The 14,050-nt window shown below is 71.3% G+C and carries 14 protein-coding genes; 4 read left to right on the forward strand and 10 right to left on the reverse strand.

Annotation, left to right across the window (positions count from 1 at the left end):
- The first annotated feature begins 239 nt into the window (after positions 1-239).
- A complete protein-coding gene (locus ACIBF8_RS10415) occupies positions 240-617 on the forward strand; it encodes a nuclear transport factor 2 family protein (protein WP_396782185.1) in 378 nt (125 codons plus the stop codon).
- Between the two features lies 1 nt (position 618).
- On the opposite strand, the gene ACIBF8_RS10420 is transcribed toward ACIBF8_RS10415, so the two are convergent.
- The 4 genes from ACIBF8_RS10420 to ACIBF8_RS10435 form a co-directional block, all read right to left on the reverse strand.
- Positions 619-1,146, reverse strand: a complete 528-nt coding sequence (locus tag ACIBF8_RS10420; protein ID WP_396782187.1) for a hypothetical protein — start codon at positions 1,144-1,146, stop codon at positions 619-621.
- 40 nt (positions 1,147-1,186) lie between these two features.
- On the reverse strand, positions 1,187-1,669 hold the full coding sequence (locus ACIBF8_RS10425; RefSeq protein WP_396782189.1) for a molybdenum cofactor biosysynthesis protein: 483 nt from the start codon (positions 1,667-1,669) through the stop codon (positions 1,187-1,189).
- Between the two features lie 102 nt (positions 1,670-1,771).
- Positions 1,772-3,871, reverse strand: a complete 2,100-nt coding sequence (locus ACIBF8_RS10430; RefSeq protein WP_396782191.1) for a PQQ-dependent sugar dehydrogenase — start codon at positions 3,869-3,871, stop codon at positions 1,772-1,774.
- Between the two features lie 37 nt (positions 3,872-3,908).
- Positions 3,909-4,856: a LamG-like jellyroll fold domain-containing protein gene (locus tag ACIBF8_RS10435; RefSeq protein ID WP_396782193.1), complete on the reverse strand. Its 948-nt coding sequence runs from the start codon at positions 4,854-4,856 to the stop codon at positions 3,909-3,911.
- 132 nt (positions 4,857-4,988) lie between these two features.
- On the opposite strand from ACIBF8_RS10435, the gene ACIBF8_RS10440 reads away from it, so the two are divergent.
- Together ACIBF8_RS10440 and ACIBF8_RS10445 are read left to right on the forward strand one after the other, a co-directional pair.
- Entirely contained in the window at positions 4,989-6,023 is a 1,035-nt protein-coding gene (locus ACIBF8_RS10440) for a LacI family DNA-binding transcriptional regulator (RefSeq protein WP_396782195.1), read from the forward strand.
- Positions 6,024-6,109: 86 nt separating this feature from the next.
- On the forward strand, positions 6,110-6,985 hold the full coding sequence (locus ACIBF8_RS10445) for an alpha/beta fold hydrolase (RefSeq protein WP_396782197.1): 876 nt from the start codon (positions 6,110-6,112) through the stop codon (positions 6,983-6,985).
- A gap of 15 nt (positions 6,986-7,000) precedes the next feature.
- On the opposite strand, the gene urtE is transcribed toward ACIBF8_RS10445, so the two are convergent.
- The 6 genes from urtE to ACIBF8_RS10475 form a co-directional block, all read right to left on the reverse strand.
- Complete coding sequence (gene urtE / locus ACIBF8_RS10450) at positions 7,001-7,693, reverse strand: urea ABC transporter ATP-binding subunit UrtE (protein ID WP_396782199.1); 693 nt, start codon at positions 7,691-7,693, stop codon at positions 7,001-7,003.
- Positions 7,693-8,583, reverse strand: coding sequence for an urea ABC transporter ATP-binding protein UrtD (gene urtD / locus ACIBF8_RS10455; RefSeq protein WP_396782200.1), 891 nt, complete (start codon positions 8,581-8,583; stop codon positions 7,693-7,695). The genes urtE and urtD overlap by 1 nt, the downstream gene beginning before the upstream one ends.
- Positions 8,580-9,767, reverse strand: coding sequence for an urea ABC transporter permease subunit UrtC (gene urtC / locus ACIBF8_RS10460; RefSeq protein WP_396782202.1), 1,188 nt, complete (start codon positions 9,765-9,767; stop codon positions 8,580-8,582). Before urtC ends, urtD begins: the two co-directional genes overlap by 4 nt.
- Positions 9,764-10,651 carry an urea ABC transporter permease subunit UrtB gene (gene urtB, locus ACIBF8_RS10465; RefSeq protein ID WP_396782203.1) on the reverse strand — a complete coding sequence of 296 codons (888 nt, stop codon included), beginning with the start codon at positions 10,649-10,651 and terminating at the stop codon, positions 9,764-9,766. The genes urtC and urtB overlap by 4 nt, the downstream gene beginning before the upstream one ends.
- A 75-nt stretch (positions 10,652-10,726) precedes the next feature.
- The gene (gene urtA / locus ACIBF8_RS10470) at positions 10,727-11,971 is read right to left on the reverse strand and encodes an urea ABC transporter substrate-binding protein (RefSeq protein WP_396782205.1); all 1,245 of its coding nucleotides are present in this window, start codon (positions 11,969-11,971) and stop codon (positions 10,727-10,729) included.
- Positions 11,972-12,393: 422 nt separating this feature from the next.
- Entirely contained in the window at positions 12,394-13,476 is a 1,083-nt protein-coding gene (locus ACIBF8_RS10475) for a substrate-binding domain-containing protein (RefSeq protein ID WP_396782206.1), read from the reverse strand.
- A gap of 96 nt (positions 13,477-13,572) precedes the next feature.
- Here ACIBF8_RS10475 and ACIBF8_RS10480 point away from each other — a divergent pair, with 96 nt between their 5' ends.
- On the forward strand, positions 13,573-14,037 hold the full coding sequence (locus tag ACIBF8_RS10480) for a MarR family winged helix-turn-helix transcriptional regulator (RefSeq protein ID WP_396782207.1): 465 nt from the start codon (positions 13,573-13,575) through the stop codon (positions 14,035-14,037).
- Positions 14,038-14,050 lie beyond the last annotated feature (13 nt).

Consider the following 14,050-nt stretch of genomic DNA (forward strand, 5'->3'; position numbering starts at 1 on the left):
GACGGCCGAGGCCCTCGCCGCGTCGGACGCGCGGTGGCGGCAGTTGAGCGAGTTCGGCGCTGCGTCCTGACCGGCTCTCCGCCGCCGGTTTCGACGAGGTGTGGTCCGTCGTGCGGATCCGACTGGGCCTGTGACGGTCGGCGGCGATCCGCGCCCGCACAGGCCACGCTGGCTGCCACAATGCGGACAGCCCGGGGCGACGGTGACACCGGGTCGGACCCGACCGGGAGGACGGCACGATGCCGGACAGCGCACGCGAGGCAGAGCTGCTCGACGCCGAACGCACCCTGCAGGCCGCCCAGCGGGCCGGTGACGTCGCCGCCCTCGACCAACTGCTGGTCGACCAGCTGCTCGCCATCGGCCCGGACGGCCGGACGTACACCAAGCAGGATGACCTGGCCGCGCACCGGGACCGCCGGTCGGTCGTGGAGGAGTTGGTGGAGGAGGAGCTGGACCTGCTCGTCGTCGGCACGACGGGGGTGACGTTCTTCCTGGGTCGGGTGTCCGGTGTCTTCGAGGGGGCGCCGTTCGCGGCGCGACTGCGCTACACCCGGACCTGGGTCCACGACGACCCGCACGGTTGGCGGGTCCTGGCCGCACACGTCAGCCCGGTCTGACTCAACTCTCATCCTCGTCGTCCTCGTCGAGCAGGCCCTGCTCGTCGAGGAACGCGAACCACCGGTCGTCCGCCGGGGTCAGATCGGCGTAGCCCGGCCCGAGCAGGTAGTAGTCCACGAAGGATTCCAGGTCGGGGGCGAGCTCCTCGAACGCGTCGGACATGAACCACTCGGTGCCGTTCGGTGGGAAGTACCAGATCGCGCCGGTGCCCCGGTCCATGAAGATCGGCTCGTCGCTACGGGTGCCGACCACCAGCCAGCCGGCCCGGTCCTGCGGGATGGACGAGAAGTCCGGCGCGTAGTCGAGGTGATATTGCACCCCGGGGAGAGTCGACGAGGACGCCAGCTCGATCCGACCGGCCCGCAGCCCGTCGGCCACCAGCAGGAGATCCCGCAGGTCGGCCGGGAGTCCCGGCGGTACGGCGTCGATGGCCGCGCCCTCGCCGAACTCGGCGTACGCCAGGCTCTCCGGCAGATCGGCCAGATCGGCCCGCAGCTCCTCGATGAGCTGCCGCAGCTCGGGGTTCACCGCCCACCTCCGCACGGACGTGGACCGCCCACGGCCGGCCTCATGCGGGCACCCGCTCGACGCTGACCTCGATCGGGCCGACGCGCAGGGTGCCGTCGTTGAGGGGGGTGCAGCGGATGCCGCCGGTGGTGCGCAGCGCCTTCCACGCCCCGGGGCCGACCGTGACGTCCATCCAGGCGCACGGCCGGGCCGCCCGGTTGACCCGCAGGCTGACCGGGCCCGTGCCGGAGTCCAGCACGAGAACCCTGCCGATCAACTCGTCCACGGCGATCCCGGTGGTGAGGATGTTGCGCCGCACCTCCGCCAGGCCGATGCCGACCGGCAGGGACTCCTGGGCGATGACCGTGACGCTGGCGTCGCGGTGCGCCTGCTGGCCGAAGTACCGGTCACCGACGATGCCGAGATCGGCCCGGATCCGGACGGTGTCGACCAGCTCACCAGGTGGCGCCGGTGCCGGGCCGTCGGCGGGCCGGCCCAGGAAGCGGTGCACGGGCGAGGCCAGTAACTCGACGATCTCCGGCATGGCAGGAATTCTACGAAGTGGACAGGGTCCTCCGGGGCAGGTCGGCGGATGACCCGGTGGGGACGGCGGCGCGACCGTCGCCGTCCCCACCGCTACACCGACTCAGGCCGGCGCGCCGGTGACGGTCAGGTGGCGCAGTCGGCCCACATTGTCGAACGAGCCGAAGCCGACCCGTCCCGAGCCGAACGTGGTGTCCTTCGCCGTGAGCAACGGGTCCCGGTTTCCGTCGACATAGACGGCGATCTCGCCGGTGGCCGGCAGGTGCACCACCCGGACGCGATGCCAGTTGGCGTCGGTGATCGCCGGGTTGGCGCCGCGGGACCGGCCGTTCCACTGGTGGTCGATGCGCTCCCGGTCGGCGTTGTCGACCTTGAAGATGCCGTTGTGCGGATAGATGGTGTTGTCGGTGGAGAGGTGGGCGTAGTAGAACTCGGTGTCCGAGCGCCAGCCGAAGACGATGATCACGTCCCGGTTGCTGACCTCCACCGGTGTGTCGAGGCGTACCTGAGCGTCGACCTGCACCGACGACCAGGCCGGGCCGTTGGTCAGCACGGCGTATTCGAAGGGCCGGCGCGGACCCGGCCGGCTCTCCCCGGCCTCGGCGAGGATGACCTGGTCGCGGGTGAACTGCCACTTCGCCGGGGTCACCGGCGACCAGTTGGCGGCCCCGGCGGTGCGACGCAGGGTGACGTCCCCGACGTCACCGTTGGCGAACTCCCTGGTGCCGGTGACCTTCCAGACCTTCCCGTTGGCCTTCGCGACGAGGTAGAGCTCCCCGGCCGCGTCCGTGCCGAAGCGCAGGTCCACCCGGTTGGGGTCGCCGGGTGCGCCCGGCGCGGACAGGTCCCGCATCCGAACCGGGGTGCCGGCCGCGTCGAAGAGCGCGAGCTGGTGGATCGTGGCCAACTCCCGGCCCCGGCGCATCTCGTTCGCCTCGGTGTAGAGCACCCGGCCGTCGACCAGGTCACCGAAGACGTACTTGCCGCGCAGCGCGGGCAACGCCCGACCCCGGTAGACGAACCCGCCGGCCACCGCGACACCGACGTCGTCGGTGCAGTTCCAGCCGGCGGCCGGGTCGTGGTCGTACGCGGCGACCGGGTAGGTGTAGCCGTACCGGTCGTCGTCGGCGGGCAACGGGAGCAGTCGGTCGCAGGGGTTCGTGGCCGTCTTGTCGAAGACGAACGATCCCTCGCGCTCGCTCCAGCCGAAGTTGTCCCCGGCGCGGACCTCGTAGATCGCCTCGACGGCGTGTTCGCCGATGTGCCCGAGGTACATCCGGCCGGTCGCCCGGTCCCAGCTGAACCGGTGCGGGTCCCGGAGGCCGACGGCGTAGATCTCGCCGAGCGCGCCGGCCCGGCCGACGAACGGGCCCGCCGACGGGATGCCGTAGTGCCCGTTGGCGGAGTTGGTGCCCCGGGGGTCGATCCGCAGCAGCTTGCCGTGCGGCAGGGCGAGGTTCTGCGGGTCGGTGTTGCGGGCGCCCTGGCCACCGTCGCCGACGGCGAGGTACAGCAGGCCGTAGTCGCGGTCGTGACGTTTGGCCGTGGGATTGAAGTTGATCTCCTGGATGCCGTGCACCTGGCCGCCGAAGCCGATGCGCAGCACCTCGCGGCGCGTACCGGCGAAGGTGGCAGCGCCCGGGTCGGTCGCCGTCCACTCGGTGATGACGCCGTGGAAGAGCGTGTTGGGCTGGGCGAAGTCCGGTGTGGCGGTCGTCGTCGACGCCAACTCGGTGTGGATGGTGTAGAACCGGCCGTTCACCCCGAACTCCGGGTGGAAGGCGACGTAGCCGAAGCCCTGGCCGAGCCCGCGACCGGAGAAGAACTGCGGCGCGAACGTCGCCGCCACGTCCAGGTAGACGTGCGGTACGCCGTCCTCGACCAGGTAGAGGCTGCCGTTGAGGTCGGGCACCGCCCGCCGGCCGGAGCCGTCGGGCAGTTCCATGATGGTGTTGATCCGCGCGGTACGCATGAGCCGCGGATCGGTCGGCGCCGGCGTGGGGTACGACTGCGGGAAGCTGGCGTACTCGCTGAGGACCAGCCCGAGTCGGGACTGGACCGGCATCTCGGGGATCGGGTCGTCGACCGCCTCGGCGGCCCGCGCGGGCGCGGCGACCATGGACAGGATCAGCACGAGGGCGGTGAGGCCGGCGCTCAGGGCGGGCCGGCGGATTCCGCCGGCGCGGCGGTGCAGGGTGCGCACGCGTGTCTCCTTCTCGGTGGGACGGTGCCGAGGGTGGTCAGCGGGCAAGGTGGCGGTACTGCCTCCGCACGTCGTTCGCGGAGACCACACTGTCGAGGAACATCAGGCCGTCCATCCGGCAGTCGCACGGGTTGCGCTCCAGGGTGTCCTGGGGGAAGCTGCCGCCGATCTTGATACCCCGGGGGTCGGACGCGGTGGTCAGGTGCGGGCCGGGCCCGGACACCAGCCAGGGGTCGTCGGTACGGGTGTAGAAGCCGTCCACCGGTTCGCCGTTGCGGTAGAGGGCGAGCGCTCCGGTGTCGAAGTCGAAGGTGGCGGCCAGGTGCACCCACTCCCCCGCCGGCAGCAGCTCGCGCCAGTCCCGGCTGGCGGCGAAGGTCTGCGAGTTGCCGCCGTCGAGCCGCCGGCCGAGCGCGACCAGGCGCAACTCCCCGTCGACGTCGATCAGCTCCAGCAGGGCGCGCACGCCGTGGCCGTCGGAGTCGCCGGTCAAGACTCCCGCCAGACCGATGGCGTTGTACCGGTCGTCCGGGTCGGCGGTGGTGGAGTTGGGCAACGGGCTGTCCATGTTCAGCTTGAACCAGCCCAGCACGCTGGTGCCCGCGGTGGCGCTGAACGCGCGCAGCGTCCGCACCCCGCTGGCCGACCAGGTGCCGGCCTTCCAGTCGTCGTTGCCGGCGACGGTGGGAGCCACCTGCCGGGTCTGCACCGCGTTGCGGCTGCCCCGGTAGGCATGGTCCGGCACCCGCATCGCGGCAGCACCGTTGATCAGCTCGATCTCGGTGCCGGAGCGGCCCTGGTCGCGTTCCAGGGCGGGGTCGCCGGGCACCGGATGGTCGAAGTCGTACGCGGCGATCAGGTGCGCGCGGAGCGCCGGGTGGACGTCGCGAGCGACGCTCCGATCCGCCTGCGCCGGTGGCACGCCTGCGCCGCTCAGTGCGCCGATCGCCAGGAGGGAGACGGCGACTCGTCGGGCCCTGGACATGGCTGTCACCTCGTTTCGCGGCACATTGGTGCCGGTCACGTAAGCGCTTACGTAAGCGCTTACGTACCCTAGGCTTCGATCAACGTCGCTAGCAATAGATCAGGTGACGTAAATGTTTCCAGGGGGTTGCGGATGCCCAGGGCCAGCCAGCGGCCGCGCCTCGTGGACGTCGCCGAACACGCCGCCGTCTCGCTGGCGACCGCCTCCCGAGCCCTCGCCGGCCGCGAGGGGGTCAGCGCCGAGGTGGCCGACCGGATCCGGCAGATCGCGCGGGAGCTGGGCTACGTGGCCAACCCGTACGCCCGCACCCTCGCCGGCGGGGCCAGTTCCACCGTCGGACTGATCGTCCACCAGATCGACGACCCGTACTTCGCCGAGATCGCCGCCGGCGTCATCCAACTCGCCGCCGAGCAGGGGCTGCTCGTGCAGATCTGCCAGTCCGGCCGCGGCCCCAGCTACGAGTTGCAACAGCTACGCCACCTGATCGCCCAGCGGGTCGGCATCGTTCTGATCAGCGGTTCCGGCTACGACGACCCACGGATGGAGGTCGCCGCCCGCGCCGAGTTGGCCGCGTTCCAGGACCACGGCGGCCGGGCCGCGGCCATCGGACGGCACGCGCTCGGCATCGACGCCGTCCTACCGGACAACGAGGCCGGCGGCTTCGCGCTCGCCCAGCATCTGATGGATCTCGGGCACCGACGGCTCGCGGTCGCCGCCGGCAGCGCCGGCCTCACCACGGTCGCCGACCGGCTGGCCGGAGTGTCGTCGGCCCTGCGGCAGCGCGGGCGGTCCCGCACCGACCTCGCCGTCGTGCACAGCGACTTCACCCGAGCCGGCGGGCGTGCCGCCGCCGAGCAGATCCTCAACGATCACCCCGAGACGACGGCCATCATCGCGCTCAACGACGCGATGGCCATGGGCGTGCTGTCGACGCTGCGAGCCCGGCGCGTGCCGGTGCCCGACCGGATGTCCGTCGTCGGCTTCGACGATGTCTCGGTGGCGGCCGACCTCGCACCCAGCCTCACCACCATCCGCCTGCCGCTGACCGAGATGGGGCGTACGGCACTCACCCTCGCGCTGAAGCCGCGCACGACCCGCCCGCGCCGCCGCCCCACCGGGCACCTGCTGGTCGTCCGCGACTCGACCGGACCCGCCCCGAAGACCTGACCGGCCGCGGCGATGCCCCGTCACGGCGGCCCGACTTCTGGCACGGTCAAGGGAGCCCACCAACCCGGGACGTGTCAGGAGAGGTCATGGCCGAGATCGCTGTGCGGCACCGGACGGTCGAGATCGACGGCATCACGATCTTCTACCGCGAGGCCGGTCCCGCCGACGCGCCGGTCGTGCTCCTGCCACACGGGTACCCGTCGTCGTCGTTCCAGTTCCGCCACCTGCTGCCCGCGCTGGCCGACCGGTGGCGCGCCATCGCCCCCGACTACCCCGGCTTCGGCTACAGCGACCTGCCCGACCCCAACCGGTTCGCGTACACCTTCGACGCGCACGCCGACCTGCTCCAGCGCTTCGTCGACACGCTGGGGCTCACCCGCTACGTGGTCTACCTCCAGGACTACGGCAGCCAGTTCGGGTTGCGGCTGGCGATGGCCGCACCGCAGCGAGTCGCCGGCCTCATCATCCAGAACGGCGACATCTACCCCGACCAGCACGGCCCCAAGTACGAGCCGCTGAAGCGATTCTGGCGTGACCCGACCGACGAGGGCCGGGAGCAGTTGGCCGCCGCGATCAGCGAGGAGGGTTTCCGGGGTGAGTTCCTGGGCGAGCTGCCGGACCGGCTGACCGACCGGGTCAGCCCCGACCTGTGGCGGCTCTCCGGCGCGCTGATCACGGACCCCCGGCGGCGCGACGCCTGGCTGCGCCTGCTCGCCGACCAGGGCAGCACCGTCGCGTGGTTCCCCCGCCAGCAGGAGTACCTGCGGACCCACCGGCCGCCCACCCTGATCGTGTGGGGACCGCACGACGGCTACATGCCGGAGGGCGCGGCCCGCGCGTACCTGCGGGACCTGCCCGACGCGGACCTGCACCTGCTCGACGGCGGGCACTGGCTGCTCGAGACGCACCTCGACGAGGTCGTCCGGCTGGCCCGTGCCTTCCTCGACCGGGTCCAGCCGTGACCGGCGGAACGCCGATCAGACCGCCAGGGCCGCCCGGACCTCCCGTTCCGCCGTGACACCCCCGTCGCCGTGCGAGGTGACCCGGCCGGACTCCAGCACGTGGTAGCGATCCGCCACCCGCAGCGCGAAGCCCAGGTGCTGCTCGACCAGCAGCACGCTGAACCCGGACTGCCGGGTCAGCTCGACGATCCGCTCCTGGATCTCCGCGACCACCGACGGTTGGATGCCCTCGGTCGGCTCGTCGAGCATCAGCAGCCTCGGCCGGGTGATCAGGGCACGGGCGATGGCGAGCTGCTGACGTTGCCCTCCGGAGAGCAGCCCGGCCCGTCGCCGCAGCAACGGGCGCAGCGCCGGAAACAGGTCCAGCGCCTCCGCCGTGGCCACCGCACCGTCGCGCCGGCCGTCGGCGACCAGCCGCAGGTTCTCCGCGGCGGTCAGGTGCGGGAAACACTGCTGACCCTGCGGGACGTACGCCATCCCCCGCGCCACCCGCTCGTGCGGCCCGGCGCGGGTGACGTCCTCGCCGTCCAGCTCGACGGTGCCGGCGCTCGGACGCAGCAGCCCGGCCGCGACCCGCAGCAGGGTGCTCTTGCCGGCGCCGTTGTGCCCGAGCACGGCGGCCACCCCGTCGGGCGGGACCGCGAGATCGACCCCGTGCAGCACGCGAGAGCGCCCGTACCCGGCGTGCACCCCGCGCAGCGTCAACATCATGCCTCCTCAGGGGTGCGGGCCGCCCCGGCGTCGACCGGGTGGCCAAGGTAGACCTCCTGCACGCGCGGGTCCGCCTGGACCTGCGCCACGGTGCCCTCGCTGAGCACCCGGCCGGCGTGCAGCACGGTGACGCTGCGCGCGAACCGGCGCAGGAAGTCCATGTCGTGCTCGATCACGACGACCGTGCGATCCCGGCTCACCGTCTCCAACAGGGCGCCGGTGGCGTCGCGTTCCTCGTGGCTCATCCCGGCGACCGGCTCGTCCAGCAGCAGCAGCCGCGCGTCCTGCACCAGCAGCATGCCGATCTCCAGCCACTGCTTCTGGCCGTGCGCGAGTGTCCCGGCGAGGTGCGCGGCCCGCTCGGCCAGACCGATGGTCTCCAGCGCGGCGGCGACCTCGTCGGGGACACCCCGGCGGCGGCGGGCCAGGGTCGCCCAGCTGCGCCGGGCGCCGGCCGCGATGTCGAGGTTCTGCAGCACCGACAGCTCCTCGAAGACCGTCGAGGTCTGGAAGGTCCGCCCGATGCCGAGCCGGCTGATCCGGTGCACCGGCCGGCCGAGCAGCTCGTCGTCACCGAACCGGACCGAGCCGGTGGCCCGGACCAGGCCGGTGATCGCGTCGACCAGGGTGGTCTTGCCGGCGCCGTTCGGCCCGATCAGGAACCGGATGTCCCCGGCGGGCACGTCCAGGGAGACGCCGTCGACGGCGGTGAACCCGTCGAAGCTGACCCGCACGTCCCGGACGGACAACCCGTCCAACCGCTCGCCGCTCATGCCGTGCTGGCTGGGCATGCGCTCACGGCCCTCGCTGCGCTCGGTGCGTTCGCTCATGCCGTGCGGGCTGGGCATGCGCTCACGGCCCTCGCTGCGCTCGGTGCGTTCGCTCATGCCGCCGGCACCTCCGTTCGCTCGGTGCGTCGTCGCGACAGCGGCGACCACCAGTGCCGGACCGGTTCCCCGCCGTCGTCGCGGCGGCGGGCCAGCGCCCACAGCGATGCCAGACCGCCGGGCAGGAAGGCCACCACGACCACGAAGAGCAACCCCTGCAGGTACGTCCAGGTGCCCGGGAAACGCTCGGAGAGGGCGGTACGCGCCCAGGCCACCGCCACCGCGCCGAGTACCGGGCCGAGCAGGGTCGCCCGGCCACCCACCGCGACACCGATGACGAACTCGATCGACGGGACGATGCCGATCAGCGCCGGCGAGATGATGCCCACCGCCGGCACGAACAGCGCCCCGGCCAGCCCGGCCATACCCGCCGCGACGACGTACGCCACCAGCTTGACCGACGCCGGGTCGTAGCCCAGGAAGCGGACCCGCTCCTCACCGTCGCGGACCGCCACCAGCAGTTCGCCGTAGCGGCTGTGGATGAGTTGACGGGTCAGCGCGAGCAGCGCCAACAGCGTGCCGGCGATGATGAAGTACACCATCCGCTGGTTGACCGGGTCGTCCAGGTCGTAGCCGAAGAAGCCCTTGATGTCGGTGAGCCCGTTGGTGCCGCCCGTGGTGCCCTGCTGGCCGATCAGCAGGATCACCATCGCGGCGGCGAGCGCCTGGCTGAGGATGGCGAAGTACGCGCCCCGGACCCGGCGGCGGAAGACCAGTGAGCCGAGCCCGAAGGCGACCGCCATCGGCAGCAGCACCGTGGCGGGCAGCGCGAACCACGGGCTGGCGAACGGTCGCCACCACAGCGGCAGCTCGTCGAGTTGCCCGTACAGCTGCATGAAGTCGGGCATCCCACCCGGGCCCGCGTCGGCGAGCTTGAGGTGCATGGCCATCGCGTAGCCGCCGAGGCCGAAGAAGACGCCCTGGCCGAGGGTGAGCATCCCGCCCCGGCCCCAGGCGATCCCGATGCCGACCGCGACCATGGCGACACAGAGGTACTTGGCGAGCAGGGCCAGCCGGAAGTCCGACAGCACCAGCGGCGCGACAGCGAACAGCAACGCCGCGCCGAAGGCGAAGCCGGCCGCCGTCCGCAGCCGCGAGCGGCCGGCGGGCCGGCCCGGTGGTACGGCGCCGGCGGGCGCCGGTGCGACGGCGGTGTCGGGCGGCGCGGGGGTGACGGCGGTCATGCGAGGCTCCTGGTCCGCAGGGTGAACAGGCCCTGTGGCCGCCACTGGAGGAACGCGACGATCGCCACGAACACGATCACCTTGGCGACGCTGAGGGTGGTCAGGTACTCCCCGGTGGCCTGGAGCACGCCGAGGGCGAAGGCGACGATCACACTGCCCTTGAGCTGGCCGATCCCGCCGACCACGACGACCAGGAAGGCGTCGATGATCAGGTTGGTGCCCATGGTCGGGCCGATCGGGCCGAGCAGGGTGAGGGCCACTCCGGCCAGCCCGGCCAGGCCGGAACCGATGAAGAACGTCGTCCGGTCGACCCGGGAGGTGGCGATGCCGGACACCGCGGCGAGGTCGCGGTTCTGCACCACCGCGCGGATGCGGCGCCCGAGCGGGGTCAGTCGCAGCGCCAGGGTGAGCGCCGCGACGGCGGCCAGCGCCAGGGCGAGGATGAACAGCCGGTTGTTGGCGATGGTCAGCCCCCCGGGCAGTGCCACGTTGCCGGTGAGCAGCTCCGGCGCGCGGGTCTGCACGTTCGGGCTGCCGAAGATGTCCCGGGCCAGTTGTTGCAACATCAGCGACACCCCCCAGGTGACCAGCAGGGTGTCCAGCGGCCGGGCGTAGAGCCGCCGGATGAGCAACACCTCCAGCAGCACGCCCATGGCGCCGGCGACCACGAACGCCACCGGCAGCGCGACCACCAGCGACAGACCGGCACCGGTGATGCTCTGCTGCAGAACGTAGGTGGTGTACGCGCCGGCCATGATGAACTCACCGTGCGCCATGTTGATCACGTTCATCTGGCCGAAGGTCAGCGCGAGGCCGAGCGCGATGAGCAGCAGCACCGCGCCGATGCTGATGCCGGTGAAGAGTTGACCGAAGAGGACTGTCACGGTGGGTACTCCGAACTGCTGGTCGGGTGGCCCGGGCGGGGCGCGTCGCCGCGCAGCCCGCCCGGGCCGGCGTCGTCAGCTCAGGCCGCTCGCCCACGGGTAGGTCTTGAGGTACGGGTCCGGCGCCACCGGCTTGCCGGAGTTCCACACCTCGGTGATCAGACCGTCCGCGCCGATCTTGCCGATCCGGGCGGTCTTGGCGATGTGCTGGGTCTTGCCGTCGACGGTGACCAGGCCCTCCGGCGCATCGAAGGTGATCCCGTCCGAGGCGGACCGGACCTTCTCCACGTCGAAGGCGCCGGCCTTCTCGACCATCGCCTTCCACAGGTACACGCCGACGTACGCGGCCTCCATCGGATCGCTCGTCGGCTTGTCCGCGCCGTACTTCGCCTTGTACGCGGCCACGAACTTCGAGTTCGCCGCGCCCGGAGTCGTCTGGTAGTAGTTCCAGGCGGTCAGCTGGCCCTCCAGGTACTGGGTGCCGATGCCCTTCACCTCTTCCTCGGCGATCGACACCGACACCACCGGCATCGCGGCAGCGGTCAGACCGGCCGACTTGTATTCCTTGAAGAAGGCCACGTTGCTGTCACCGTTGAGCGTGTTGAACACCGCGTCCGCGCCGGACGATTTGACCTTGTTGACGATGGTTCCGAACTCGGTGGAGCCGAGGGGTGCGTAATCCTCGCCCAGCACGGTCATCCCGTTCGCGGCGGCGTACGCCTTGATGATTTTGTTGGCGGTGCGGGGAAAGACATAGTCGCTACCGACCAGATAGACCGACTTCGCACCCTGGGACTTGAGGTAGTCGAGCCCGGGAACGATCTGCTGGTTGGTCGTCGCCCCGGTGTAGAAGATGTAGGGCGACTGTTCCAGGCCCTCGTACTGCACCGGGTAGAACAGCAACGCCTTGTTCTTCTCGAACACCGGCTTGACCGCCTTGCGGCTGGCCGAGGTCCAGCAGCCGAAGACGGCGGCCACCCGGTCCTCGGAGATCAGCTTCTCGGCTTTCTCCGCGAAGGTGGGCCAGTCGGAGGCGCCGTCCTCACCGACCGGCTGGATCTTCTTGCCGAGGACGCCGCCGGCCGCGTTGATCTCCTCGACGGCGAGCATGATGGAGTCGCGGACGGTGACCTCGCTGATCGCCATGGTCCCGGAGAGCGAGTTGAGCAGGCCCACCTTGACGGTGTCGCCGGAGACGTCGGCGGTGACGCCGGTCGCGCCGCCCTCGTCGGTGGTCTTGCTGCCGCACGCGGTCATCGCGGCCGCGGCGACCAGGGTCATGGCACCCGCCAGGATGCGGCGGCCCCGGAATAGTGACATCTACTCTCCCTGCGGTGCACTCAAGTAGCGAAAAAGGACGGTCGGTGCGGTCCGAGATGGAGCTGATGAGGGCGGCGCCGAGGCCGACGGGTGGACGCCGGACAGGGCACCAGATCGGATATGGGCACCGAAAGCGTCGACCGGCATGATTGCGCCGGTGTTTCCCAGTCCTTAATTGACTGTTTCCGAGAGACCGAATCGCGCGCACGAGAAAACGGCCGGCACCGTTGGGAGGAAACGATGCCGGCCGTTCGGAAAGACGCAAAATAAGTGCCACCACAATGGCCGGCGGACGAATCAGCCGACGGTGGGCACACAATGGTGACATCTGACCGGGGATCAGATACTTCACGCAGGAAGCATCTTAGGACGGGATCGGGTGGCGCTGTCAAGGGTTCGCGGGCCGGCTGCGGGCCCCGGGCTCAGAGCTGGGCGAGGACGGTGAAGTCGAGCCCGTCGGCCTCGGCCAGGTAGATGCGCTGACGCACGTGCCGCTGACGCAGCCGCAACCGACCCCGCGGCCCGTGGTAGGCCACCGTGTCAGCGGCCGTCTCGATGGCCCGTACGTCGAGGGTGCGGGCCTGGCCGATCAGCGCCGCGAGCAGCATGACGCCCTCGTAGCAGGACTCCCCCAGGCTGCCCAGCGGCGGCGCCTCCACCCCGAACCGCCGAGCGAACTCGCCGTGGAAGTCGAGATTCTCCTGCGTTACCAAGCCGGCGAAGAAGCCCGCCGTGCTGTACAGTCTCCGGGTCGCACCGGCACCACTGGCCAGCAGCATGTTCTCGTCCATCAGGGTGCTCAGCCGCAGGCAGCGCTGGTCCAGGCCGGATCGGGCGAACGCCCGGTTGAACCGCACCGCGTCGGCACCGACCAGCAGCATCAACACCGCGTCCGCGTCACTGTGCTCGATGCGGCGCAACACCTCGGTGAAGTCGTGCGCGTCCAGGGGGAGGAAGTGCCGGCCCACCACCTGCCCACCACCGCGCAGCGCGTACCGCTGCGCCGCCCGCGACGTACGGCGCGGCCACACGTAGTCGTTGCCGACCACGAACCAGCGCCGCACCCCCTGCTCGTCGGCGAGCAACCGCATCGCCGGCCACAGTTGGGCGTCCGGCGTCTCGCTGGTCAGGAAGACCCCTTCGGTACGCTCACCGCCCTCGTAGAGTGCGGTGTAGACGTACGGCACCCGGTGCGCGACGCGGGGTGCCAACGCCTGGCGCACCGAGGAGATGTGCCACCCCGTCACCCCCTGCACGGCCCCCACCGACACCAACGCCTCGACCTCGGCGGCCACCTCGGCCGGTGGTGCGCCACCGTCGACCGGCACCAGCCGCACCTCCCGGCCCAGCACGCCACCGCACCGATTGATCTCCTCCACCGCGAGTTGCGCGCAGAGCTCGCAGGTGGGGCCGAACATGCCGGCCGGCCCGCGCATCGGGTAGACCAGCGCGATGCTGACCACGGCACGGTCGACGGTCAGCCACGGCGGTGCCGGCGCGGACATGTGCACATGATTGCCCGGCCCACGACGGAAGACCAGCGTTCACCACGGACCGGGACGACTCGCTACCATGACAGGGCCACCGGACCAGGGAGTTTCATGTCAGACGTGCCCGGGGCGCCAGCCGACCTGCTGCGCTCGCTCACCCGCGCCGAACGGCTGCTCTCCCGCCGGCTGGGCGCCGTCCTGGCCGACGACGCACTGAGCATCGAGGCGTGGCGCGTGCTGTGCCTGCTCGCCGACGGTCAGGGGCACCCGATGAGCGAGGTGTCCGCCGAGGCGTCGCTGCCGCCGGGCACCCTCACCAAGCTGGTCGACCAACTCGTCGACCGCAACCTCGTGTTCCGCCGGATCGATCCGATCGACCGCCGGCGGATTCGGGCGTACCTGACCGCTCGGGGCCGCCGCGAGCACGCCCGCCTGGACGAGCGGGTCCGGGCCAGCCTCGCCGAGCTGGGTGTGCCGCAGGCGGCTGACCTGGTGAGTCAGCTCGACGACCTGATCGGTCGGCTCGACCCGGCCCGTCAACGGGAGCACGCCGACGCGGTCGGTCCACACCGCTGACCTGCCTCCCGGC

The organism is Micromonospora sp. NPDC050276, from assembly GCF_044459545.1.
GTDB lineage: Bacteria > Actinomycetota > Actinomycetes > Mycobacteriales > Micromonosporaceae > Micromonospora.